Annotated in this window: 22 protein-coding genes and 1 pseudogene; 13 read left to right on the forward strand and 10 right to left on the reverse strand. The window is 58.4% G+C overall.

What is annotated here, in order from left to right; genetic code table 11:
• Positions 1-3: 3 nt before the first annotated feature.
• A pseudogene (gene ligD / locus MUY37_RS11735) lies at positions 4-297 on the forward strand (non-homologous end-joining DNA ligase LigD); the annotation flags it as partial.
• A 3-nt stretch (positions 298-300) separates the two neighbouring features.
• Here ligD and MUY37_RS11740 read toward each other — a convergent pair.
• A complete protein-coding gene (locus MUY37_RS11740; protein ID WP_291170472.1) occupies positions 301-822 on the reverse strand; it encodes a YidH family protein in 522 nt (173 codons plus the stop codon).
• Here MUY37_RS11740 and gntA point away from each other — a divergent pair.
• From gntA to MUY37_RS11770, 6 genes are read left to right on the forward strand one after another with little or no spacing between them, the layout of a single operon-like run.
• Positions 821-1,525: a guanitoxin biosynthesis heme-dependent pre-guanitoxin N-hydroxylase GntA gene (gene gntA, locus MUY37_RS11745; protein WP_291170625.1), complete on the forward strand. Its 705-nt coding sequence runs from the start codon at positions 821-823 to the stop codon at positions 1,523-1,525. The genes MUY37_RS11740 and gntA overlap by 2 nt on opposite strands.
• Positions 1,522-2,106, forward strand: a complete 585-nt coding sequence (locus MUY37_RS11750) for a DUF1989 domain-containing protein (RefSeq protein WP_291170470.1) — start codon at positions 1,522-1,524, stop codon at positions 2,104-2,106. Before gntA ends, MUY37_RS11750 begins: the two co-directional genes overlap by 4 nt.
• A complete protein-coding gene (locus MUY37_RS11755; RefSeq protein ID WP_291170468.1) occupies positions 2,106-2,384 on the forward strand; it encodes a hypothetical protein in 279 nt (92 codons plus the stop codon). The genes MUY37_RS11750 and MUY37_RS11755 overlap by 1 nt, the downstream gene beginning before the upstream one ends.
• On the forward strand, positions 2,381-2,872 hold the full coding sequence (locus MUY37_RS11760; protein ID WP_291170466.1) for a hypothetical protein: 492 nt from the start codon (positions 2,381-2,383) through the stop codon (positions 2,870-2,872). The genes MUY37_RS11755 and MUY37_RS11760 overlap by 4 nt, the downstream gene beginning before the upstream one ends.
• Positions 2,873-2,893: 21 nt before the next feature.
• On the forward strand, positions 2,894-3,145 hold the full coding sequence (locus tag MUY37_RS11765) for a hypothetical protein (protein WP_291170464.1): 252 nt from the start codon (positions 2,894-2,896) through the stop codon (positions 3,143-3,145).
• Positions 3,142-4,242, forward strand: a complete 1,101-nt coding sequence (locus MUY37_RS11770; protein ID WP_499195537.1) for a glycosyltransferase — start codon at positions 3,142-3,144, stop codon at positions 4,240-4,242. Before MUY37_RS11765 ends, MUY37_RS11770 begins: the two co-directional genes overlap by 4 nt.
• On the opposite strand, the gene MUY37_RS11775 is transcribed toward MUY37_RS11770, so the two are convergent.
• Together MUY37_RS11775 and MUY37_RS11780 are read right to left on the reverse strand one after the other, a co-directional pair.
• Positions 4,235-5,122 (reverse strand): glycosyltransferase, encoded by an 888-nt coding sequence (locus tag MUY37_RS11775; protein ID WP_499195724.1) that lies wholly within the window; start codon positions 5,120-5,122, stop codon positions 4,235-4,237. The genes MUY37_RS11770 and MUY37_RS11775 overlap by 8 nt on opposite strands.
• Positions 5,122-7,164 (reverse strand): HAD-IIB family hydrolase, encoded by a 2,043-nt coding sequence (locus tag MUY37_RS11780; protein ID WP_499195538.1) that lies wholly within the window; start codon positions 7,162-7,164, stop codon positions 5,122-5,124. Before MUY37_RS11780 ends, MUY37_RS11775 begins: the two co-directional genes overlap by 1 nt.
• An 80-nt stretch (positions 7,165-7,244) precedes the next feature.
• Here MUY37_RS11780 and MUY37_RS11785 point away from each other — a divergent pair, with 80 nt between their 5' ends.
• A complete protein-coding gene (locus MUY37_RS11785) occupies positions 7,245-8,276 on the forward strand; it encodes a glycosyltransferase family 4 protein (RefSeq protein WP_499195539.1) in 1,032 nt (343 codons plus the stop codon).
• 1 nt (position 8,277) lies between these two features.
• Here the strand turns inward: MUY37_RS11785 and MUY37_RS11790 are convergent, their stop codons facing one another.
• The 4 genes from MUY37_RS11790 to MUY37_RS11805 form a co-directional block, all read right to left on the reverse strand.
• Complete coding sequence (locus MUY37_RS11790; protein WP_499195540.1) at positions 8,278-9,021, reverse strand: Crp/Fnr family transcriptional regulator; 744 nt, start codon at positions 9,019-9,021, stop codon at positions 8,278-8,280.
• Positions 9,022-9,457: 436 nt separating this feature from the next.
• The gene (locus tag MUY37_RS11795) at positions 9,458-9,622 is read right to left on the reverse strand and encodes a hypothetical protein (RefSeq protein WP_499195541.1); all 165 of its coding nucleotides are present in this window, start codon (positions 9,620-9,622) and stop codon (positions 9,458-9,460) included.
• Positions 9,619-9,873, reverse strand: coding sequence for a helix-turn-helix domain-containing protein (locus MUY37_RS11800; protein WP_499195542.1), 255 nt, complete (start codon positions 9,871-9,873; stop codon positions 9,619-9,621). The genes MUY37_RS11795 and MUY37_RS11800 overlap by 4 nt, the downstream gene beginning before the upstream one ends.
• A 565-nt stretch (positions 9,874-10,438) precedes the next feature.
• Positions 10,439-11,035 carry an SOS response-associated peptidase gene (locus MUY37_RS11805; protein ID WP_499195543.1) on the reverse strand — a complete coding sequence of 199 codons (597 nt, stop codon included), beginning with the start codon at positions 11,033-11,035 and terminating at the stop codon, positions 10,439-10,441.
• A gap of 97 nt (positions 11,036-11,132) precedes the next feature.
• Between MUY37_RS11805 and MUY37_RS11810 the strand changes: the two genes are divergently transcribed.
• On the forward strand, positions 11,133-11,381 hold the full coding sequence (locus MUY37_RS11810) for a hypothetical protein (RefSeq protein ID WP_499195544.1): 249 nt from the start codon (positions 11,133-11,135) through the stop codon (positions 11,379-11,381).
• An 87-nt stretch (positions 11,382-11,468) separates the two neighbouring features.
• Here the strand turns inward: MUY37_RS11810 and MUY37_RS11815 are convergent, their stop codons facing one another.
• On the reverse strand, positions 11,469-12,407 hold the full coding sequence (locus tag MUY37_RS11815) for a HEPN domain-containing protein (protein ID WP_499195545.1): 939 nt from the start codon (positions 12,405-12,407) through the stop codon (positions 11,469-11,471).
• Between the two features lie 869 nt (positions 12,408-13,276).
• Between MUY37_RS11815 and MUY37_RS11820 the strand changes: the two genes are divergently transcribed.
• Entirely contained in the window at positions 13,277-14,119 is an 843-nt protein-coding gene (locus MUY37_RS11820) for an ABC transporter six-transmembrane domain-containing protein (protein ID WP_499195546.1), read from the forward strand.
• 180 nt (positions 14,120-14,299) lie between these two features.
• On the opposite strand, the gene MUY37_RS11825 is transcribed toward MUY37_RS11820, so the two are convergent.
• Both MUY37_RS11825 and MUY37_RS11830 read right to left on the reverse strand, forming a co-directional pair.
• Positions 14,300-15,037: an LbetaH domain-containing protein gene (locus tag MUY37_RS11825; protein ID WP_499195547.1), complete on the reverse strand. Its 738-nt coding sequence runs from the start codon at positions 15,035-15,037 to the stop codon at positions 14,300-14,302.
• A 323-nt stretch (positions 15,038-15,360) separates the two neighbouring features.
• A complete protein-coding gene (locus tag MUY37_RS11830) occupies positions 15,361-16,254 on the reverse strand; it encodes a LysR family transcriptional regulator (protein WP_499195548.1) in 894 nt (297 codons plus the stop codon).
• Positions 16,255-16,446: 192 nt separating this feature from the next.
• On the opposite strand from MUY37_RS11830, the gene MUY37_RS11835 reads away from it, so the two are divergent.
• The 3 genes from MUY37_RS11835 to MUY37_RS11845 are packed head-to-tail and all read left to right on the forward strand — an operon-like array spanning position 16,447 to position 19,360.
• Positions 16,447-18,459 (forward strand): S9 family peptidase, encoded by a 2,013-nt coding sequence (locus MUY37_RS11835; RefSeq protein ID WP_499195549.1) that lies wholly within the window; start codon positions 16,447-16,449, stop codon positions 18,457-18,459.
• Entirely contained in the window at positions 18,456-18,617 is a 162-nt protein-coding gene (locus MUY37_RS11840; protein ID WP_499195550.1) for a hypothetical protein, read from the forward strand. Before MUY37_RS11835 ends, MUY37_RS11840 begins: the two co-directional genes overlap by 4 nt.
• Positions 18,618-18,631: 14 nt before the next feature.
• Positions 18,632-19,360 (forward strand): Type 1 glutamine amidotransferase-like domain-containing protein, encoded by a 729-nt coding sequence (locus MUY37_RS11845; RefSeq protein ID WP_499195551.1) that lies wholly within the window; start codon positions 18,632-18,634, stop codon positions 19,358-19,360.
• Positions 19,361-19,428: the final 68 nt, after the last annotated feature.

A 19,428-nucleotide genomic window follows, 5' to 3' on the forward strand; every position in this document is an offset into this window, starting at 1 on the left:
CGACTTGGCATGGCCGAGCCCGATCGCTTCGCCGCTACGATGAGCAAGGCTAAGCGGATGGGCAAGATCTTTATCGACTGGCTGCGCAACCACCGGGGGAGCACCGCCGTTCTTCCCTATTCGGTCCGAGCTCGCAGCGGCGCTCCCGTCGCTATTCCGATCGCGTGGAGCGGGCTCGCCGCAATGAAGCACGCGAAGCCCTACGACATCGGGAGCGTCGAGCGATTGATTGAGAGGGCTGCTGCGAAGCAGCTCAAAGGTTGGGGTTTCGCTTCGCAAAACCTTCCCGACCTGTGAGCACTACAGCAAAAACCACATTCCGCCCATGAGAACCGCAGATCCGATCCCCATCAGGCTAGCCACCAATCGCAGGTTCATCCGGCGAAGCGGCTGCACCGAATGGGCATCAAGTCGCTCCAGGACGCTGCAGGAGTTGCGTTCGGCCAGATAGAAGATGACCATACCTGATACGATGAAGCAGCTCGCGATCGCCTTGGGCAGCCACGTCGGCTCCATCTTCCCGAACAGCGCGTTGAAACCGAGTCCGATGCCGACTGCGGCGAGTCCGGTTCGCATCCATCCGGCGAACGTGCGTTCGTTCGCCAAGACGGTGCGATCCTCTGCAAGGTCGGTGCGTTCGCCTGCGAGCTCCGTTCGATCGGTAGAGTGTTCCATGACGACCCACTCGCACGGGAGGTAGTGGTTCTCGCACAACATAGGTTGAGTCCCTTTTAAGAGCACAGCGCGCAGGGCACTGAAGAATCGGGCTAACCTTTGTTGGGTGCCTGCAACCATTTGCGTAGAAATGCGCTTGCTGACCATGGCGGGTCAAAAATTCGATCACAGAGATGTTCTGGACGTGGACCACGGGCGCCTCGAAGCGTCTTTGCGCGATCACATTGCCGAACGGGGCTTCCCATGTGTCGGTGCAAAATCCGCACTTGCGAACGAGAAGCTCGAAGTTTTGGCGGGTTGGCGACTTACGAGTGCATGGAACGACGTGATGATCCATGATCGGCTCCTCGATTGGAGCGATCGGTATGAGGCCGACCCGTCCGGTCTTCGTAGCTTGGCGGTCGTCTTCGACGGACCTGTAGATCTCACCGAAGAGGCATTCGAAGCTGCAATGTGGGAGCGGCTTCAATCGCTAGCGGATAAGGACAGCTGGCGCGGTCAGAGCTATTGCGAGAATGTCAGCAGTGATCCTGCCGATCCCCACTTCTCGCTGAGCTTCGGGCGGCAAGCCTATTTCGTCGTGGGTCTCCACCCCAACGCATCTCGCACAGCTCGCCGCACGCCCTACCCGACGCTTGTGTTCAATCTCCATGACCAGTTCGAGCAGCTACGCGAGAGTCAGCGATACGAGCGCATGCGCGAGGCTATCTTGAAGCGAGACGAAGCGCTCGATGGGAGCATAAACCCGATGCTGGCACGGCATGGCGAGGCCAGTGAAGCAAAGCAGTACAGCGGACGGGTCGTCGGTTCCGATTGGCAATGTCCCTTCCACGATCAGAGGACTGCATGACCAATCGAATACAACCACGGACCGGGGTGGCAGTAGAGCTGTCCGTCGGCGACCTTCTCACCGTCATCGATCCCGAGGGAAGCCAGGTCAGTGATTTAGTCGCGGTGTCCAGGCGGGACCCACGGGAAATTCTCTCGAATGGCCGAACCTTTGACTACGAAGAGACGATCCGCCTGACGACTGGTGCGCGGCTGTGGTCGAACCGCTCCAATCCAATGCTTTCTATCGTCGAGGATACGGTCGGCCTGCACGACTTCCTGCTCACGCCCTGTTCGCAAGCGACATTCGAGCACTTCTATCCCGACGAACCCGTCCATCGCGGATGTTTCGGCAACCTCGCGGCAGCATTGGAACCATACGGTGTGGAACCGGACGGCATCCCGACCGCATTCAACGTCTTTATGAACGTGCCTCTCGCCAAGGACGGTCGACTAACGGTCGAACCGCCGAAAAGCACGGCTGGAGACTTCATCCGCTTTCGTGCCGAGATGAATCTGATCGTGGGGCTGACCGCCTGCTCGGCCTACGCCTCCAACGGTGGATCGTTCAAGCCGATCGACTACGCGATCGAGCGCGTCTGATGCTCGACGTTCTCGAATGGTATGGCGCCATCTCCGCCGTGGTGGCCGCGCTCGTCGTCGCATCCAACATCAGCCCCCGCGTGTCGGGCTGGGCGTTCGTCCTGTTCGTCACATCGTCCTGCGCACTGGTGGCATGGGGATTCATGAGCGAGGACGCCGAGGGCATCGGTTGGCAGAACATCTGCTTGCTGCTGATCAACCTGTGGGGCGTCTATCGCTACCTCATCCGTCCGGACCGCGCCGCGGTCAGTGAAGCCGAGTTGTCGGAGCCGGCATGAGGCTGCCATACCTCGCACCACTGGCAGCAATCGGGGTGATCGCCGTCGGAGTGGCAGGTCACCTCGCGAACGGGGCGATCTACTCAGCTCTCCACGCTCGCGAGATGATCGAGGCGCTAAGCCAACCCGCGCTCTATCTCGGTAGCGCGATCGCCGCCAGTGCGGCCACCACGATGGCCTTGATGCTGACGCTGCTGGGTCTCGTCCGGCGTGTCGACGCGGACTTCGACCGCTCGATGTATCGCCGGGTCTACCACATCAGTATGTTGAGTGCTTGGTTGCTGGCCGGGTCGGTCATCATGCTGCTCGTGATGACAATGCCGATCGGCGAGTTCGACGAGGTTCCCCAAACCTGGTTCCCGACTCTCTACACGGTCCTCTATTGGATGGTCGTGCTTCTCAGCGCCTTATTAGTGGCAATGGTGACCCTTCTATTCTCGACGATCAGGACCCTCATCGCCAACGTGACGCCGCATGACGATATCTGACAAGAATGAGGAGCGTGACGTATGTTCACCCAACTGACGACGCCGGTCCCCGTGCATGTGATCGACAAGGGTTCGGGGCTGGCCTTCGCCGTGATCGACTACGGTATCGAGCACAACCTGATCTGGGTCACCGCCCTCGACGAAGGCGGCGAGATATGGTGCGCGCCCAATCCAAAGGTGCGCGTCGCGGAGAATTGGACCGCCGGGCGCCGTAGGGATCCTGTCGGCGTGGACCAGGACTCCGCCGATGAGAATAGGGAGGGCCGAGGATGACAAATAAGCCGATCGCATTCTTCGCGCATCACCAAGGACGTGGCCATGCAAACCGCATCATGGCGATAGCGAAGCACATTCCGGCGTCCCGTCCGCTACATATCCTGACAGCCAAACCGGACCAGTTCGAGGGGATGTCGCGCGAGGCGGAGATCACCCAGCTTCCGAACATGATCGGCGCTCCTTCACGCAGCAAGGTCCTGCACGGAGAACCTACACCTTCCGTCCTGCATTGCGTCCCAGTCGGCGTTGACGAGATGCGCGAGCATATGGGTATCATCGCAGCGACATTGCTAGAGATCGACCCGGCAATCTTCGTAATCGATGTATCCGCCGAGATCGCCTTGCTTTCGCGGATCATGAGCGTGCCGGCCATCACGATCAGGATGCATGGCGATCGATCGGATGCCGGACATCTGGCTGGATACGAGGCGGGTGTCGGAATGCTTGCGCCCTTCGACAAAGCGATTGAGCAGGTGGACTATCCCGATTGGGCGCGTGCCCGCACCTTCTACACCGGCGGATTATGTACGACGAAGGACCCAATCGTCCCGCGCGACGAGGCTCGGCAATTGCTGGGCCTACCGCTCGACAAGCCAATCACCCTGGTAATTGCCGGAGGCGGTGGTTCCGGCACACCTTACGCTCCGCTCACAGTTGCCGCGCGAGCGGAGCCGGACGCACTCTGGCTGGTTGCGGGTCCTGTCCATAGGGAAGGTCACGAAACCGATTTCGGCAATTTGCGCGAATTGGGCTGGGTGGACAACTTGACCCAATATCTCTGCGCCGCCGATCGCGTAGTGGCCTCCGCTGGTGACAACACGGTCCACGAAATCGCTCGCGCGAGCAAACCGTTCCTCTGCATTCCTGAATGGCGTTATTTTGACGAGCAACAGGCTAAGGCGGCCGAACTCGCCCGCGTCGGCGCTGCTATTCATCTCAATACGTGGCCGGCGTCTATTCCCGAATGGCGGCGCGTGTTGGCCGACACCGATGCCCTCGACGTGTCGAAGTTAGCCAAATTGCATGATCCCGATGCAGCACAAAAGGCCGCCGAATGGCTGGAATCGGAAGCGGTCCGGCTTTGGGCTAACTGAACCGCACATGCGGACCTTGCTCGGTCGCATTAATTTCGGCAGGCGTCGGTGGGCGCAGGACGCGTAGTTCGCCGCCCGAACGATCCACCAAGCCGCGTCGCTCGAAATCGTCCAGCCAATAGTCCATGCACCACTCGCCCCACCGGCGCCGGAAAAGCCGAGCATTGCGGACGATGCTTTCGAAATGCTGCAAGGGCGGTTTGTGGACCACGTGATGCTGGTGGTAACAGATGGTCCCGCCCAGCCAGAAAAGTTCAGCGCCGCAGCCTTCGAGCCGGCGTCCGAAATCGGTTTCTTCCGCGCCATACCCAACGTATTCTTCGTCCATTCCGCCAGCTGCGGTCCAGGTCGACTTCGCTAAAATAAACGCCAGCCCCCAAAGCTCCCCGAAATCGCCGATTGGCTCGATCGACACATTTGTGAGGTCTCGCTTTGCCGGGTGACGGCGACCAGCCCATTGCAGGCTTGCATAGTCCGTCGTTCGTCCGTCCGACTCCAGCCACCCGCGTCGAGCGCCGGGAAGATACCGCACCTCAGGCAGGAACACGCCGTGCGGAACTTCGTGGATGGCTTCTATGGCTCGTTTCACGAAATGTTCGTCGGGTATGCAATCGACGTCCAGGAATGCCAGCAGGTCCCCATGCGCCGCCGTCGCGGCGCGGTTGCGAGCCGCAGCCAGCGGCATCGGCTCCCCTTCCACGTGAATACAACGAATTATGAAGGGGCATCCATCCGGAACTTGCGGGGGGTCGTCCTGCATGTAGGCGATGACGAGCTCGTCCGGTCTTCTGCTCTGCGAACGGAGGCCCGCAATAAGATGCGTGAGATGCTCCTGTCGCCCTCTGACCAGCGTAAGGACGGACACTGGGCGATAGTCCATCACCACCCCCCCGCGTCGCGGTAATGCTGAACGCCTTCAAGAATACCGGCAGCATGAGTAGCGGACGCCTTGTATGCGTGGGAAAGAGCCGGATCGTCACCGAGGCCGTCACTCCAGTTCCCTACGATGATCGGTCGGGGGCAGGCGCGAAGCATTGCCCGATCGTTGCCGCTGTCACCAGCAACCACGACTTTTGCCTGGGTCATCCCCAACCGGTCGGCAACATGTAGCACCGCCGCGTGCTTTCCGATTCCGGAAGCCAAGATATCCAAGTAGAGACCGTGGCTGGAAACCACTTCCACGGCGACCTCGGCATCCCTGAACGCGTTCGCGATCTTTTCGGGATCATGACCGTCCAAGAAGTAGCTCGCCTTACCAATCCGCTGTTCGAGTGCCGCCTGGGTGCGCAGTCCCAACGAAGCGGCCACCTGTTCGACAGTTTCACGGTCCCAATTCCGAGATACGCGCTTGGCCCATTCCCGATCTTCGACAAATCGACGCTTTTCTCTGTCATACCAGTGGACCTGCGCACCTACGTTGCTGATTATGACATCCGGCGTCGGGACCGCTTCCGCCGCAAGAATGGACTGCGCACTATGGAAGCTGCGACCGGTGGCGATGCCCAAGGCGGTCGACGAACTGTTCTGGCGCTGCCAATCCAGAAATTCTCGCAAAGCGTCCCTGTCACCGAGCAGAGTGTTGTCGATGTCGCAGACAAGGAGCCGCTCGAAATAACCAGACGATGTTCGAGGCTTCGCGATTTCTTCGATGAGCCGATGGTAAATTCGGCAGTGGGCTTTCCAATCGTATGCGGCCACCGCGTCTCCCCCTGCGGAGGCATAGCGAATCCAAATGCGTCGATTGGAAATAACGTCCTTACAGGCTTGCGCGATCGCTTGTGGGTCTCGAGGGCAAACGAGTAGTCCGTTCTTGCAGCGCTCGACGATGTCGTTCGGACCACCACTGTCCGTCGCGACGACTGGCAGGCGAGCGGCAGCCGCTTCCAGCAACGTCAGTCCGAATGGCTCGTTCAGAGCCGGATTGACGAACACACCGCCGCTCTCACGGGCCAAGGCATAGTAGGCGGGAATGTCGTCGGGGTCATGCGACTTGGGATAGGCAACCTTCCCATATAGATCGTACGCATCGACGGCACGGATCAATTCCTCGCAGACTTCCCGGCATTCGGGTTCGAGTCGGCTGAGTTTGTCGCGGCAGCCAGCCACGACCACCAGATTTGCCCTCTCCTGCAGTTCAGGATCGCCGGCGTAGGCCTCGACCAGTCCTAGCAGGTTCTTCTTCCGAACTGGACGTGCAATCGCGAGGATGATCGGTTTCGACGGTTCCCGCAGGAAACGCTCGACATCCTGCTGCACCTTTGTGGAGGGCGCTGCACCTTCAAAACGGTCGAGTTCGCAACCGGGTGGGATCACGCGAATGCGACCAGCCTCGATGGAGCGATAATGTGCGTATTGCGCCTCCGCCTCGTCTCTCGAGCTGGCGATGACGGCGTCTGCCTTCGCGAGTGCATTCTCCTCGATCGCGATGCGCCGCTCCAGCTCTTTGTCGCCACCACCGTTCGCTTGACGTTTGACCGCGCCCAACGAATGACCCGTGAAGACATAGGGAATTCCAAGCATCTCCTTGGCGCTTCGCGCGAGCACACCCGCGTCGGCGTAATGGGCATGGATCAGGTCGGGAAGCCGATCCAGGTTCTCCAAGTATGCGAGAAACGCATCGCACAAAGGGTCGTGTCGTTCGTGAAGCTCCTCCTTCGGAAGATAGGACGCTTCTCCGTCGTCGAGGCGAACAAGTCGAAGCTTGCCGCTCATCTCACCTACATCTGGTTCGTATTGCGCTCCGAGTTTTGGATCGACGAAGCCGCGCGTAACCAGATCGATGCGTTCGACCGCCGGGTCCTTCGCACTGGTCTCCGCGAGTTCTAGAAGATACTTGATGTGACCACCCGTGTCGGCGGTCAGTCCGTAAGGAACGTCTCGCAAGGTCAAGCAGCCTTGCAAGGCAACGTGGCAGATGAACATGGATTATTACCCTTTCCACCACAATGGATTCCTCTATAGGTTCTAAGTTCCTGAAATAGCACGCAATCTATGTTAGCTCGATGCGGATCGCCCACGTTTCTCCGGTAATTTATCCCGTCCCGCCCGAGACTTACGGGGGAACCGAGCGCGTGGTCGCGGATCTCGCGACGGCGCAATCTCGGCGAGGCCACGACGTTACGGTGTTCGGTCCTGCCGATAGCAGGCTTCCGGGGGTCCGGGTGCTGGGCGAGTATCGCTCGCTGACGGCTCTCGCTGCCGAGCGAGGCGAATTGCCTCCAGGTTTCCCTGCCGAGCTAGAAGCCGAGCAGCTCAGTGACCTAGTCCGGCACGCGCGGGACTTCGATGTGGTTCATCTGCATGGGTCGGCCCACGCAAGCGGCGTATGCGCTGGCCTAAATGTCCCCACCTTCAGGACGATACACTGGCGTGCCGATGAAGCCGATCACATCCGCCACTTCGAACGGTTCCCACATGAGCGGGTAATTGCGATTTCCCGTCGTCAAGCGGCCGATGTTCCGAAGGGCAATCTTGCCGGTACCGTCCACCATGGCATTCCCGTCGACCGATATAAACTGACCGATGCCAGACGTGACCGCCTGGTCTTCATCGGTAGAATGACCGACCAGAAAAGACCGGACCGCGCCATCGAACTCGCGCAACGGGTGGGTCTTCCTCTAGAGCTGGCTGGCCCGGTCGACGTCGGCAATCCAGACTACTTCCGCAAAGTCGTGGAGCCGTATCTCGATGACGACATACGCCATGTCGGGAGCCTGACGGACAGCGAGAAGCAGGCCTTCTTCGACAAGGCTATCGCCTTGGTATTCCCGATCGACTGGCCCGAGCCGTTCGGTCTGGTGATGATCGAGGCCATGGCCTGCGGGGTCCCAGTCATCGCTTGGGATCAGGGCAGCGCGGGGGAGGTCGTGAGCGATGGGACCACCGGGATCGTCGTGAATTCCATGGGGGAAGCGGTCGCTCGCCTGCCGGAGGTGCGAGAACTGTCACCATCGACCGTTCGACGGGTGTTCGAGGAAAAGTACTCAGTCGAACGGATGGCGAGCGAGGTCACGAACCTCTACCAGGAATCCTAGGTCACCGGTCGTCCAGGGACTCCAGCGCCAGATCACCGTCGCCATAAAGATAATCGCCGTCGAACTCGCCAAGCTTGTTGAGGGCCCGCTCGTCTAATATCGCTATCTTGCCATCGCCTTGCGGGTCGAGAATACCCCGCTCGCGCAGATTGCGAAAACTGCGGTTCGCATGGACGGACGTTATGCCGCAGGCCTCCGCGTAGTCCCGTTGCAGCAGGGGCACGGGAAGGTTCGTGCCATCGTAGCGTCCGACGAACTTCAACCTTTCGATGATCTCGGAGACGAGATGGGCGATGCGACCTTCGGCGTTGAGACGTCCGAGGCGAAAGATCCACTCGCGGTGCATGGCTGCATCGAGCAGTGTGGAGAACCACATCGCGCGGGCAAGATGAGGAAACCGGTCAACCAGTTCGGCGATGGCTTTGTGAGGAACCTTCGCAAGCGTGACCCGATCCAAAGATGCGACGTTGTGATCGAGACGCTTCATCGGGAAGCCATGGAGGTCAACGAAATCGCCAACCACGTTAAGACCAACCAACTGCCGCTCGCCACGCTGATCATCCAAATGCCTCATCATCGTGCCCTCGATGATGTAAAAGGAATTCTCGATTCGCTCACCACGTTCGACCAGTGTGGTGCGAGGTTTCAATGTTACTACGTCAACAACGGAATCTTCTAGAGCACGCTTCTCCTCTAGACTGAGATCGTGCCGTAAACGGCCCTTCAGAAAGAGTTCTGTTTTCAATTTGGACCCCATTTGTTCTAATTGGTTAGCCATTGCACTTCATTGTGTCAAAGGCTCGTCGGCTAACTTATGTAGGATCGACGTGATGGACAACAAAGATGCTGTTTCGCGAGACACAAAATCCCCAAGAGCATTCCAAAAGAAAGTGCGCATCTTTCGTTCGCAAGGTCGTAGGAACGAAGGTTTGTGATAAGCGGATCAAACGACGCGTAGCGTCGATCATGAAGAAACGCACGTATAACACCGCGGCCGACCGCCGTCGTCGGCGTAGAGTTGTTGCCGCTTTTTAGAAGTCGCGGTGGCCTGAAACCTGGAATGAAGTGGATGTTGAAAACATTGAGCTAAGTGAACATCGGCTTTTGAGCAACGACTCCAACTGTTTAAATGTCGGTAGTTGGGGCGCGAAGCGGACGCGCTTCGCCATACGAAAAGACCGTCATTGCCTCTGTGCGAGCGCCACCACGATGCTAGCTGCGATGACGTCTTCGGCTTGCTCGCGACGCTCGGGCACTTTCGAGATTAGTCTGCGCTTCGTGCCATCCGGAGCCTTCGTGAGCGCGGCCAGGACGATCGCGTGAGCGAGGTCGGGGTGCATATTCATGTAGGTGAGCTTTCGGCCCGATCCCGCGCAACGCGCCTTCTCTCCACCAGGCTCTTGAGACTTGCGGTCAGCACCAGCGTCGAACTGCCCAGCTTGATGTACTCAAGCTCGCCTTGGCCGATGAGCACGTAAAGTGTGCTGCGACCGATCCCGAGATAGCGGCAGGCTTCGGGTACGCGCATTGCGATCGGCTCGATATTTGCCAGGCCTTGTTCGCTCGCTCGCTGGTCGTTCGCGCCTGATATCGACATGCCGGTCGGTCCTTCCATCTTTGGGGTGATGACGGACCGACCTAGGGGACATGGGGGGAGCAGGTCAGGCCCGCCATCGAAATAGATTATCGGCGACCTGGCCAGATCGCGCCACATGACGTTGCCACGCTAGGCTTATCGTCTTTACGCCATTGCGCCGATGCCCGAAAATGTCTGAGCGGAATGCATCCGCACACATCCTAGCGAACGAGCGAGGACCAGCTCTCTTCCGCATTTCATGACCGCTTAGTGTGCTATGCGGCCAAGCGCCGTCGCTAAATCGATTGAAATGAAAGGGAATTCTCTGCACGCCGCCGCCGGGCTGTTTCGCGTGCCGTCGCAGATTACTCAACAAAACCAACCACCTGCAACCCGACCGACGGCGGCTCTTTTATCTCGCCCTCGTTTCCTCACCTAAAATCATATGCGTACGGACCCATCTGTTTTCCCCGCTCCCTAGCAACACGCTTGCAGATCGCGTGCATGATATCTGCATTCCCTTTTCCTTCTGGTTGCAAGGTTCGCGATGTCCGCATGGCGTTGCGAACGTATCGCGCTAATGCCGCTACCAACGCTGATCCGTGCGTTCGATTGCGAGTTCATCGGTCCACGGCTTGCAAAGACGGCGCGCTTCGGTTGGCGTGCCATCGGTCCATTGTGACCAGTCATCTTGTGCCAACAGAACCGGCATGCGCGCGTGACATTCTGCAGCACGGCCCGCACTGTCGGTCATCACCATTGTGTAGACCAGACCCCATTCGTCGCTGTTGCGCCATAGCCCCGCAGTTGCAAACAACTCGGCATCGGGACGGCTAAGCCAGGTCCGCGTTTTGCTGCCCGGCTTGCCTTCGGCTTCGGCCCAGGCCGTCAGCGGAATGAGGCAGCGCCGTTCTTCAAAGCTGTATCGCCACATATAGCTGTCGAGCTTGTCGGTGCGCGCATTGTTGACCGGCTTTGGCTTGAGCGCCTCACCGGTTCGCTTGCTCTTCAGCGTCAGCGGAAAGCCCCATGTCATCTGCATGAGTTTGCCATCGGCGATGACCGCGCCCGGATATCCCGGAAACACTTCCTCTCCGAAATTGGCGTTGCCAAGCTTATCGATCGCGCTGAACCAGCGCGCGACCTCGTCGTGCGTCTTGGTCATTCGGTAGAGATTGCACATCGGGAAAGCGCTGCCGGGAGCGCGTTGGAGTGTCAATCTCTCGCAGACCAACAAATTCCGGTTGGCACAAAGTTCCCCTTATGTTCTAGATGTCAGAATGATGATTCGAGCCAATGATGATGAACTGGCACAAGCTATTAAGATCGCGCTGGTGACGGCTAAGGCGTACGCCATCCGCGACGTGTTTTCCGCAACGAGAGCGCTCAACCGGCGGGTTGCAGTCGAAACGCTGACTGCGCGGATTGTGGCAGCGCTTCGGCCTTACGAGATCATGCGAGAGGCAAGGGATTCCGATCTGGTCGAGAAGACTTTGCCGCTGTTCCCCGACTTTGAAGGTCGGAAATAGCGTCGCGACGGAAACATGGGATGTGGGTCCAGTGTCAGAAGTGGCCTGTCCAAATGTTCTAGAATCTAGACCGCAGCGTATCGCTGTTTATTCCTTGTCGGGTTTCGCCTTTGCCTCGGCCTTGAGCTTTTCAAGCCGCTCGGAACACACCTCGTGAACCACTCGGCCAAGCTCCTCGACCTGTTGGCCGAGCCATTCGAGCTCTTCCTTGGTGATGCGGTAGTGCTTCGAGTAGCGCGCCTTGACGTAGGCTTCCTTGAGTTTTTCGAAGCGCGCGCGATCGCGTTTGGTGTCACGTGGCCAGACGAATGTAAGGCGTGCATCTATGCGTTCGGCTTGGGTGCGCAGGAAGCCGAGATTGTGCACGTGGGGGGTGTAGAAAGTGCAGACCAGTAAGACTGTATGGTAGAGGCGCTCGCAAGCTTGGTGCAAATCGAAGGCAGCCTTCTTCAGATCTCCATCGTTAACGGCGTGGCCGTATCCGCGCATGAAACTCTGAGCGCTTGGTAGCCAGTCCTCGAAATACTCCTTCGCCATCGCAAGTGCTTGCTCCGGCGTCTTTGGTTTCGGCGTATGGAGCTCGGTGTCGTCGGACTGGTAGAGCGCCACCCCGTCCTGCTTCACGTCCATGAAGAAGTAGCGGCCGTGCGCGAGCCCGTCGTTCACTTCCTGCAGAGTATGGACGATAAAATTGACCGGTGTCTTGAGCGACTTCGTAACGCCGTATTCGCGCATCAGCCGGTCATCGAGCTTCGACCAGTACTTGACCCGATCAACCAGCCGCTTGTCGTTGACGATGATCAGAAGGTCATAGTCCGACTGGTAGCCTTTGGCCGTATGCGGTTCATCGACCCAGGTGCCGCGAGCATAACTTCCGTAGAGAATTACCTTGAGGATGCGCCCGGCCTTCTTCCATTCGTGCCTGGCGAGCGCAAAGGCGTCATCGAACTCCTCGAAGATCAGCTGCAACACGCGTTCCAGTTCGCGCTGCTTTTGCGGCGGCAGATGATCGAGGTCGGTCTTCATCACTCAGTTCCTAGCAAGCTGCTGGAATGGTTGCACCTGCTGACCATCATTCATCCGCAATACTCGCTCATAGCGCACAGTGATTCAGCGTCATCCGCATACGTCAATACCAAGAAATGGGGATGGGCGCTCATCGACCCACTCCCACGTGATGAAACGTTGGTGCGCAACAGCAAAGAACCGCTTCTGAGGAGCGTTTCTTGGCGTTTCGAACGGGCCGGGATATGTAGAAAAGGCGCTCTACCAAACGCCGAAAAATTCAGCTTCAAAGCTTAAAAGCTGAACCGAACTACCCTTATATGAACAAAAGTGTGGGGGAGAGTGTGGGGGAGCATTCGCGCCGATCTCAAAGACAGAATTGATTTCAAAGCGTTATTTTCGCGGTTCGATTCAAGCCCTGCCACCACAAACTTCCGAAAAATTCTTATAATTTAAGGACTTGAAGAAGGTTCGCCATTTGGGCCGTTTTTCCACCTCGGTAAATCGCTGAGAACTTGTCCAATCAGCCCAGGCCCCAGGCTCGGCAGTCGGAGCTTCATTGGAAGTTTGCGGATCGCGAAAAGCCGCAGAGCGGACAGGCCGCTTTCTCGCTTTCCTGCCAGAAAGCGGTAGTTCTGCTAACGACCCCAGTTTCGGCCGTTCAGTCTATCTTCGGCGATGCCCGATAGCAGACATTTCCCGCTGAAAAACAGCCATTCGAAATCGCATTGTTCACGCGTATGGATTCGAGTACATAAGGAGAGGTTCTGGAAGTGAATTCCGAGGTCAAAATGATCAGGTCAGTATTTACCGCTTAGCGGCGCAAACAAGCGACTGAACGCGCGCGCTTATCCGCGCGACCTCTCCATATCTGATCATCGGGACTTACCATGTTACTCGAACTTGCGCGCGTCCATCGCCGACGCCTCTTCTCTGCCTATTGTCTTACGGCCAGCGGCATGATTGCCGCGCTGCTCTATCCATTGGCAACTGGCTTCGCCATCGACGGCGTGTTGGCCGGTGAGTACGAAGCGGTGCTGTGGCTTGTGGGCTGCCATACCGCACAGCTAATTCTGACGGTTGCGTCCAAGCGATACGACACCCGCGTATTCACGAGGGTCTATAGCGGGCTGGCTGCGAGCGTTGTTGCCCGGTCTCGCGCTGACGGGCTTGAGCCAGCCCGCGTTGCCGCACGCGTAGCGCTTTCCCGCGAGTACACGGTCTTTCTGGAAGAAGACGTGCCTCGGATACTCTATGCCTTCATAGCCTTGACCGTTTCGTTGTCCGCACTTGTGTTCCTGGAACCATTGCTCGCTCTTGCCTGCCTAGCGCTTGGCGTTCCGCTGCTTCTTGTAGGCGGTTGGTTGGGACGAAGGTCCGGTGTTCTGAACATAGGTCTGAACAACCGCCTTGAAAACGAGGTGAGGCTGCTTTCGAATGGCAATGAAAACCGGGTCCGGCGTCACTTCGAGGCATTGGCTGGCTGGCGGATCAAGCTTTCAGATGCTGAGGCCACCGCTTTCAGCCTAATGGAAATGCTCGTTATCGTTCTCTTCGTCGTCGCTCTCTGGCAGGTGGGCACTGCTCAGGAAAAGCCGCAAGCGGGCGATGTCTTCGCGATGTTCTCATATCTTTGGCGTTTTGTCGAAAGCCTCGATCAGGCACCGATCCTTATCCAGAAATCCGCGAAGCTCAGAGATTTGGATCGACGCCTTGCATCAGCTACCGCCTAATTGCGAATTCTCGATGCTGGTCCGAAAATTGGCGCAATTGCCCAAAAGCCGATAGTCAGAAAACCACCCATCTGGCGACGCTTTCACGGAACTAGCAATGCGCCAGGAGCGGACGGCCTGCTAACGACCCGATTGTGGACGTCAATCGCGGTTTGAGAACAGCCCGAAAGCAGTCGAACCTCAGCGAGTCGGAGATTGATCCAGCAAGCTGCTGCGGCGGACTATGGATTTCTTATCGAGTAGCGCGCCTGGCGCGATGACTGCGTTTGCTCCGACTTTCGCATCGTCGCCAATAAGCGCACCGAACTTCTCAACGCCGGTCTCAATGACTTGACCATCCGATTGGATACGTATCAGCTTGTCTTCGAGTTCGTTTCGATAATTTGCAATGACTGCACCAGCCTCGATGTTGGCCCTCGAACCAATGATTGAATCACCGACAAAGCTGAGGTGCGCAACCTTCGATCCTGAAAACATGAAAGTCGTCTTCAATTCGCAAGAAGGCCCTACGGTACAATCGTTTCCAAGAAAGACACCGCCGCGCAGGTAAGCATTTGCAGCAACGAGAGATCTTGGTCCGATTATGGCAGGGCCTTTGATAACAGCACCATCTTCGACCGTAGCCGTCACGTGGACAGCAATCGTGCCGGAGACTTCGTATTCTTCGTCCAATTGAGCGAGCTGCTCGATGATGCAGCGTTCCGCTCGCTGGGTCGCTTCCCACGGAATCGTTGTTATCGAACCAAAGAGGGATGAGGACCAGTCATCTATGAAGGATGATATGGTCGGGCCATGTTGGATTTGCATCGTCACCGGATGGCGAACCGCAGCATCTTGGTCAATGTCGGCTTTTGCAACCACTGCGCAGCAACCGGACAGTCGCAAAACCACCCCAAATTGGACATTCTCGTTCGCCAAAATAGGCTCTGAAAGCGGCCGAAAATGATCGCATTTTAGGTTAGGCAATAAGCCCTAAATGCCGCAGAACTCCGTGGGTCAGAATGGCTAGGTTTACCAACGCAAGTACCTGAAAAATAACAGATAGCGTATACCAGCCCTGTCACCACCGCCCTTCAAAAAAACCCTGTGATTTGAAGGATGTTCGCCCTTCGCTCGGTTTCCACCTGCGCAAGTTGCTCAGAATTTCGTCGCTCGCGCAGGATACAGTGACCTCGCTAGTTGGGGGCTCGTCGCACATTCCTGGATGCTGAATGGTTTCACGGCAGACAGCTCCCGTCTCGCTATTCTGCCTCGAGCGATTGCCAGATACGCTGCACGGTCGGGCGCTTATTGTGGCGCGAGCAGAAAATCATGATCTCGAGTTCTGCCGTATGGTCCTGAGAGATCGGCTCGAGTGTCGTTTCGCTGCGAATGTGCTGCGCGATCGATTCGGGAAGCCAGGCTATGCCGAGGCCTTCGCGCGCAGCCGTGGCTAGGCTTTCGGCTAGCGTAGCCCGGTAGACGGTCCGCAATCGCCGCTCAAACTCGGCATTGCTGATCACGTTTCGCAGCACGCGCGACATGATCGACGTCGGACCATATTCCAGAAGAGGTATCGGCTCGTCGTTGCCGGGTTCGAGAATGCCGGTGTACTTCGCCGGGTTGCCATAGGGCAAGACGCGATCGCGCGAGATGACCAGCCGCGGATAGTCGTCGACATCGACGTCGAAGGGAATGGCCGCGTGATTGTAGCAGATGAAAAAGTCGCACGTGCCGTTGCGCAAGGCGTAGAGATACTCCTCGATGGTGCGCGTTTCCGGAACGACGGCTGCTTCGAAGGGGGAGACCTTGCGGTGAAGCTCCGCCACCAGGCGTGGAAGGAAGTTCAGCGCCAGCGTGTGCAGGCAGGCGATCGTTATGCCGCGCTCGCTGATACGGGCATAATTGGCTGCCGCAGCCTGCGCCTCGCTCGCCTGTTTTATGATCGCGCTTGCGCTGCTCATGAATTCGGTTCCGGCGGCAGTCAGGCGGATCGGATGCTCGGTCCGGTCGACCAGTTCCGCACCCGCCCAGGCCTCGAGGGCCTTAATGCGCCGACTGAGCGCTGATTGGGTAACGTAGCGTGCTTCCGCAGCTCTGGCGAAGTGGCCAAGTCGCGCCACCGCAGCCAGGTCTTCCAACCATTTTAGCTCCAAAGCCCTTGCCTTTCATAATCTTGCATTTTTGGCATTGAAGGTAACGAAATCGGAACTGGAAGTCGATTTCAATTTGCTGCCTCGTTCAGACCGGATCGGCGGATTAGCGCCGCACCCAAACGGAGGGGGCAAATGGGGAAATTTTCGTCAATTCGCGGCTCGTTGACGGTCCTTTCGATGTCGGCGATGGCCATGTCGTTTCAGACCTACGCTCAGGACGCGACGCAGGGCGACAACAGTCTGGATCCGGTCGAATTCCTGGAACTGCCACGCGTGGCGAGCGTATCGGCGTCACACGACGGCCGCTATCTGAGCTATGTCCTCTCGGCGCCCGACTGGGCCGAGGACGAGACGGTCGAGACGCTCCGAATCCTGCGCTGCGGAGATGACGGATGTGCCGGGATGGCGCTGAACAATCTGCCCGAAAGCCCTGAGACCGAAGCGATTTGGCGCCCCCGATCGCATCAATTCGTCGTCGTTGCCGAAGTGGAGGAGGAGGGTGGTGACCAAATCCACCTCTTCGACCCGGAAACGGGCGGAGCATCGCAGGTCACCAATCATCCAGGTGGTGTCCGTCAGGTGAGCTGGCTACCCGACGGGAGCGCGCTGATCTACGAAAGCGATGCCGAGGCCGATGACGACGCGGCAAACGAATGGCGCATCGAACCGTTCGGGAGCGCCGATGCCGACGCGCTCTACCGGATCGACATGACGAGCGGGGAAACCAGCGTGATATTCGCGAGCGCTGGCCTGATCGAGGGCTATTCGTTTTCCGAAAATGGCCGCTACCTGATCGTGCGCCAACGGTTCGACCCTGTTGCGGAAGACCGCGATGCGGCCGAACTTTGGCGGATCGACTTGCGCAGCGGCGAATCGCGCCAGCTTACCGAAAACCGTGTCCGGGAAAATGGCGCCCGTCTCGCACCCGATGGCGAGACGTTCGCTTACATCGCCTCCGTCAATGCGGGGGGAGAGCCCTATTACGAAGACAACCTGTTTGTGCAGGCGGTTGGCGAGGAGGCGCCTCGTCTGCTGTTTCCGCATGAGCGACTAGAGGTGGAGGCCTTCGCATGGGACCGCTCGGGGGACTCGATTTGGGTGGTCGGCAACAGCGGATTGCGTTCGCAGCTCTATCGCGTAAGCCTGAGGGGGGGCGCGCTGACTCAAGTAACCTTCGGCGATCACTCGCTGAGCGATTGGACCTATGACTCGGAGAGTGGGCGGCATTTCGGGCGCTTCGCCAACGAGCACAGCCCGGGTGAAATCCATGAGATCGACCCGAGGACAGGCGCCTTGCGGCAAAGGTCGGCAATCTACTCGACTGCGCTCAGTGGGTTGACGCTACCCAAACAGCGGGCGTTCACGTGGTCGGCGGCCGACGGACAAAAGCTCGAGGGACTGTTGGTGTATCCGGTCGGATACCAAGCGGGCCAACGCTATCCCCTGGTGACGATCACTCATGGCGGCCCGCGCTCTTCGGCGCAGTTCGGAAGCTGGAATGCATCGCGTTATGTGCCGGTGCTCGCCGGGCAAGGTTACGCCGTTTTCCTGCCCAACCATAGGGGCGGCACTGGCTATGGCGATGCATTCATGCGTGCAATGGTCGGGAATTACTTCCGCAATGCGCATACCGATGTGCTGAGCGGAGTGGACACATTGGTCGCGAACGGGATCGCGGACCCGGACCGCCTGATCAAAATGGGCTGGAGTGCGGGCGGTCACATGACCAACCGGCTGATCACCATGACCAACCGCTTCGTGGCGGCATCGTCCGGTGCCGGCGTTGCCGACTGGGTTTCGTTGTTCGGTGAGAGCGACCGCAGGTCGGGCAGGATACCCTGGTTCGGCGGGACTCCCTGGCAGGAGAACGCCCCGTTGCAATCCTACCGTTCGCAATCGCCGGTGTTCGACGCCTGGAAAGTCCGCACGCCGACATTGTTCTGGAGCGGCGGAGATGACGAGCGCGTACCCCCTACTCAGGCGATACTGATGTTTCGTGCAGTGCGTGACACGGGAACACCGACTGCGCTCTATCTGGGTAAGGGCGAACCGCACAATTTCCGGCGACCGTCGCATAAGCTGTTCAAGATTAATCGCGAACTTGCGTGGTATGCGGAGCATCTTGGACGGGACGCCTACGAAGCGGACCTTCCGGCAATCGATCCCCGCACCGAAGACAGCGGCGGCGATGGGACCGCGCCATGATAGCTGACTACAGCGTGATCCTCGGCCTTGGGCAGAGGGCGCTCATCATGGTGTTCTTCACCGCCACGGTCGGTGTCATGCGGGTGGTGCTTGGCTATGCCTTGGGTACCTACGCGGCGATCCTGACAGCCGAGTTGATGGGCATGATCGGCGGATAGGCTGACGAATCATTATGCAGAAACGCAAACAGATCCTGGCGATGAGCAACTCGTCCGCGTTCTTTGTGGAACCGCCGGATACACCCTGTCTTGCCCGCTATCTCGTCGGGCTAACAGGCAAGGAACGCCCGGTCATCGTCCATGTCGGCGCGGCGAACGGCGACTCATCGGAAAAGGTCAGCAAATTTTGCGACCTTGGCAGGCGCGCCGGTTTCGACCCACGCCATCTCAATCTTTTCGCGCTGGAGGACGACAATCCAGACACGTTCTTCAAAGGCGTAGATGCAGTATACGTCGATGGCGGTTCGACACGGAATCTCCGCACGTTGCTTCGCGAATGGTCTGCCGACGACGCATTGAGGCGCGCTTATGAAAGGGGGGTAGTGCTGTCGGGGGCAAGTGCGGGCGCGAACATCATGTTCGAATGGGGAATGACGGACTCGGTCAAAACACGGATCGAAGCGATACGCGGGATGGGCCTGCTCAAGGGAACGATCTCGGTCCATTCCGACGCGCGCAGCGATCGCGGCGAGGCGCTCGAAAGGCACCTCCGCGGCGCGGATGCGACCTATCCGGCCTATGCCCTCGAAGACGGCACGGCGCTGCATTTCGAGGATAACGCTTTTGCGCGGGCGCTAGCCATAAAAACCGGCGCCCGCGTGTCGATCGACGAATATGGTAACGGCGCCACGCCCGCACAGGTCGAAGACCTGTCGCTTATCAGTGCTGCAGACATATTATGACAAATTTGTCGCAGGTAACGTATTTTCACCCACTCCTAGCCGCATTGCCGGGATATTATCTTTCAATT

It is taken from the genome of Qipengyuania sp. ABI-127-1 (assembly GCA_022953095.1).
Lineage (GTDB): Bacteria > Pseudomonadota > Alphaproteobacteria > Sphingomonadales > Sphingomonadaceae > Qipengyuania.

Bases quoted from the DNA above. Each gene is read 5' to 3' on its own strand.
- MUY37_RS11740 (WP_291170472.1), bottom strand. From the start codon at position 822: ATGGTCAGCAAGCGCATTTCTACGCAAATGGTTGCAGGCACCCAACAA.
- MUY37_RS11810 (WP_499195544.1), top strand. From the start codon at position 11,133: ATGATGATTCGAGCCAATGATGATGAACTGGCACAAGCTATTAAGATC.
- MUY37_RS11845 (WP_499195551.1), top strand. From the start codon at position 18,632: ATGCAGAAACGCAAACAGATCCTGGCGATGAGCAACTCGTCCGCGTTC.
- MUY37_RS11835 (WP_499195549.1), top strand. From the start codon at position 16,447: ATGTCGTTTCAGACCTACGCTCAGGACGCGACGCAGGGCGACAACAGT.
- MUY37_RS11780 (WP_499195538.1), bottom strand. From the start codon at position 7,164: ATGTTCATCTGCCACGTTGCCTTGCAAGGCTGCTTGACCTTGCGAGAC.
- MUY37_RS11755 (WP_291170468.1), top strand. From the start codon at position 2,106: ATGCTCGACGTTCTCGAATGGTATGGCGCCATCTCCGCCGTGGTGGCC.
- MUY37_RS11775 (WP_499195724.1), bottom strand. From the start codon at position 5,122: ATGGACTATCGCCCAGTGTCCGTCCTTACGCTGGTCAGAGGGCGACAG.
- MUY37_RS11750 (WP_291170470.1), top strand. From the start codon at position 1,522: ATGACCAATCGAATACAACCACGGACCGGGGTGGCAGTAGAGCTGTCC.
- MUY37_RS11800 (WP_499195542.1), bottom strand. From the start codon at position 9,873: ATGTCGATATCAGGCGCGAACGACCAGCGAGCGAGCGAACAAGGCCTG.
- MUY37_RS11785 (WP_499195539.1), top strand. From the start codon at position 7,245: ATGCGGATCGCCCACGTTTCTCCGGTAATTTATCCCGTCCCGCCCGAG.
- MUY37_RS11840 (WP_499195550.1), top strand. From the start codon at position 18,456: ATGATAGCTGACTACAGCGTGATCCTCGGCCTTGGGCAGAGGGCGCTC.
- MUY37_RS11770 (WP_499195537.1), top strand. From the start codon at position 3,142: ATGACAAATAAGCCGATCGCATTCTTCGCGCATCACCAAGGACGTGGC.
- MUY37_RS11815 (WP_499195545.1), bottom strand. From the start codon at position 12,407: ATGAAGACCGACCTCGATCATCTGCCGCCGCAAAAGCAGCGCGAACTG.
- MUY37_RS11760 (WP_291170466.1), top strand. From the start codon at position 2,381: ATGAGGCTGCCATACCTCGCACCACTGGCAGCAATCGGGGTGATCGCC.
- MUY37_RS11765 (WP_291170464.1), top strand. From the start codon at position 2,894: ATGTTCACCCAACTGACGACGCCGGTCCCCGTGCATGTGATCGACAAG.
- MUY37_RS11795 (WP_499195541.1), bottom strand. From the start codon at position 9,622: ATGAATATGCACCCCGACCTCGCTCACGCGATCGTCCTGGCCGCGCTC.
- MUY37_RS11805 (WP_499195543.1), bottom strand. From the start codon at position 11,035: ATGTGCAATCTCTACCGAATGACCAAGACGCACGACGAGGTCGCGCGC.
- MUY37_RS11820 (WP_499195546.1), top strand. From the start codon at position 13,277: ATGTTACTCGAACTTGCGCGCGTCCATCGCCGACGCCTCTTCTCTGCC.
- gntA (WP_291170625.1), top strand. From the start codon at position 821: ATGGCGGGTCAAAAATTCGATCACAGAGATGTTCTGGACGTGGACCAC.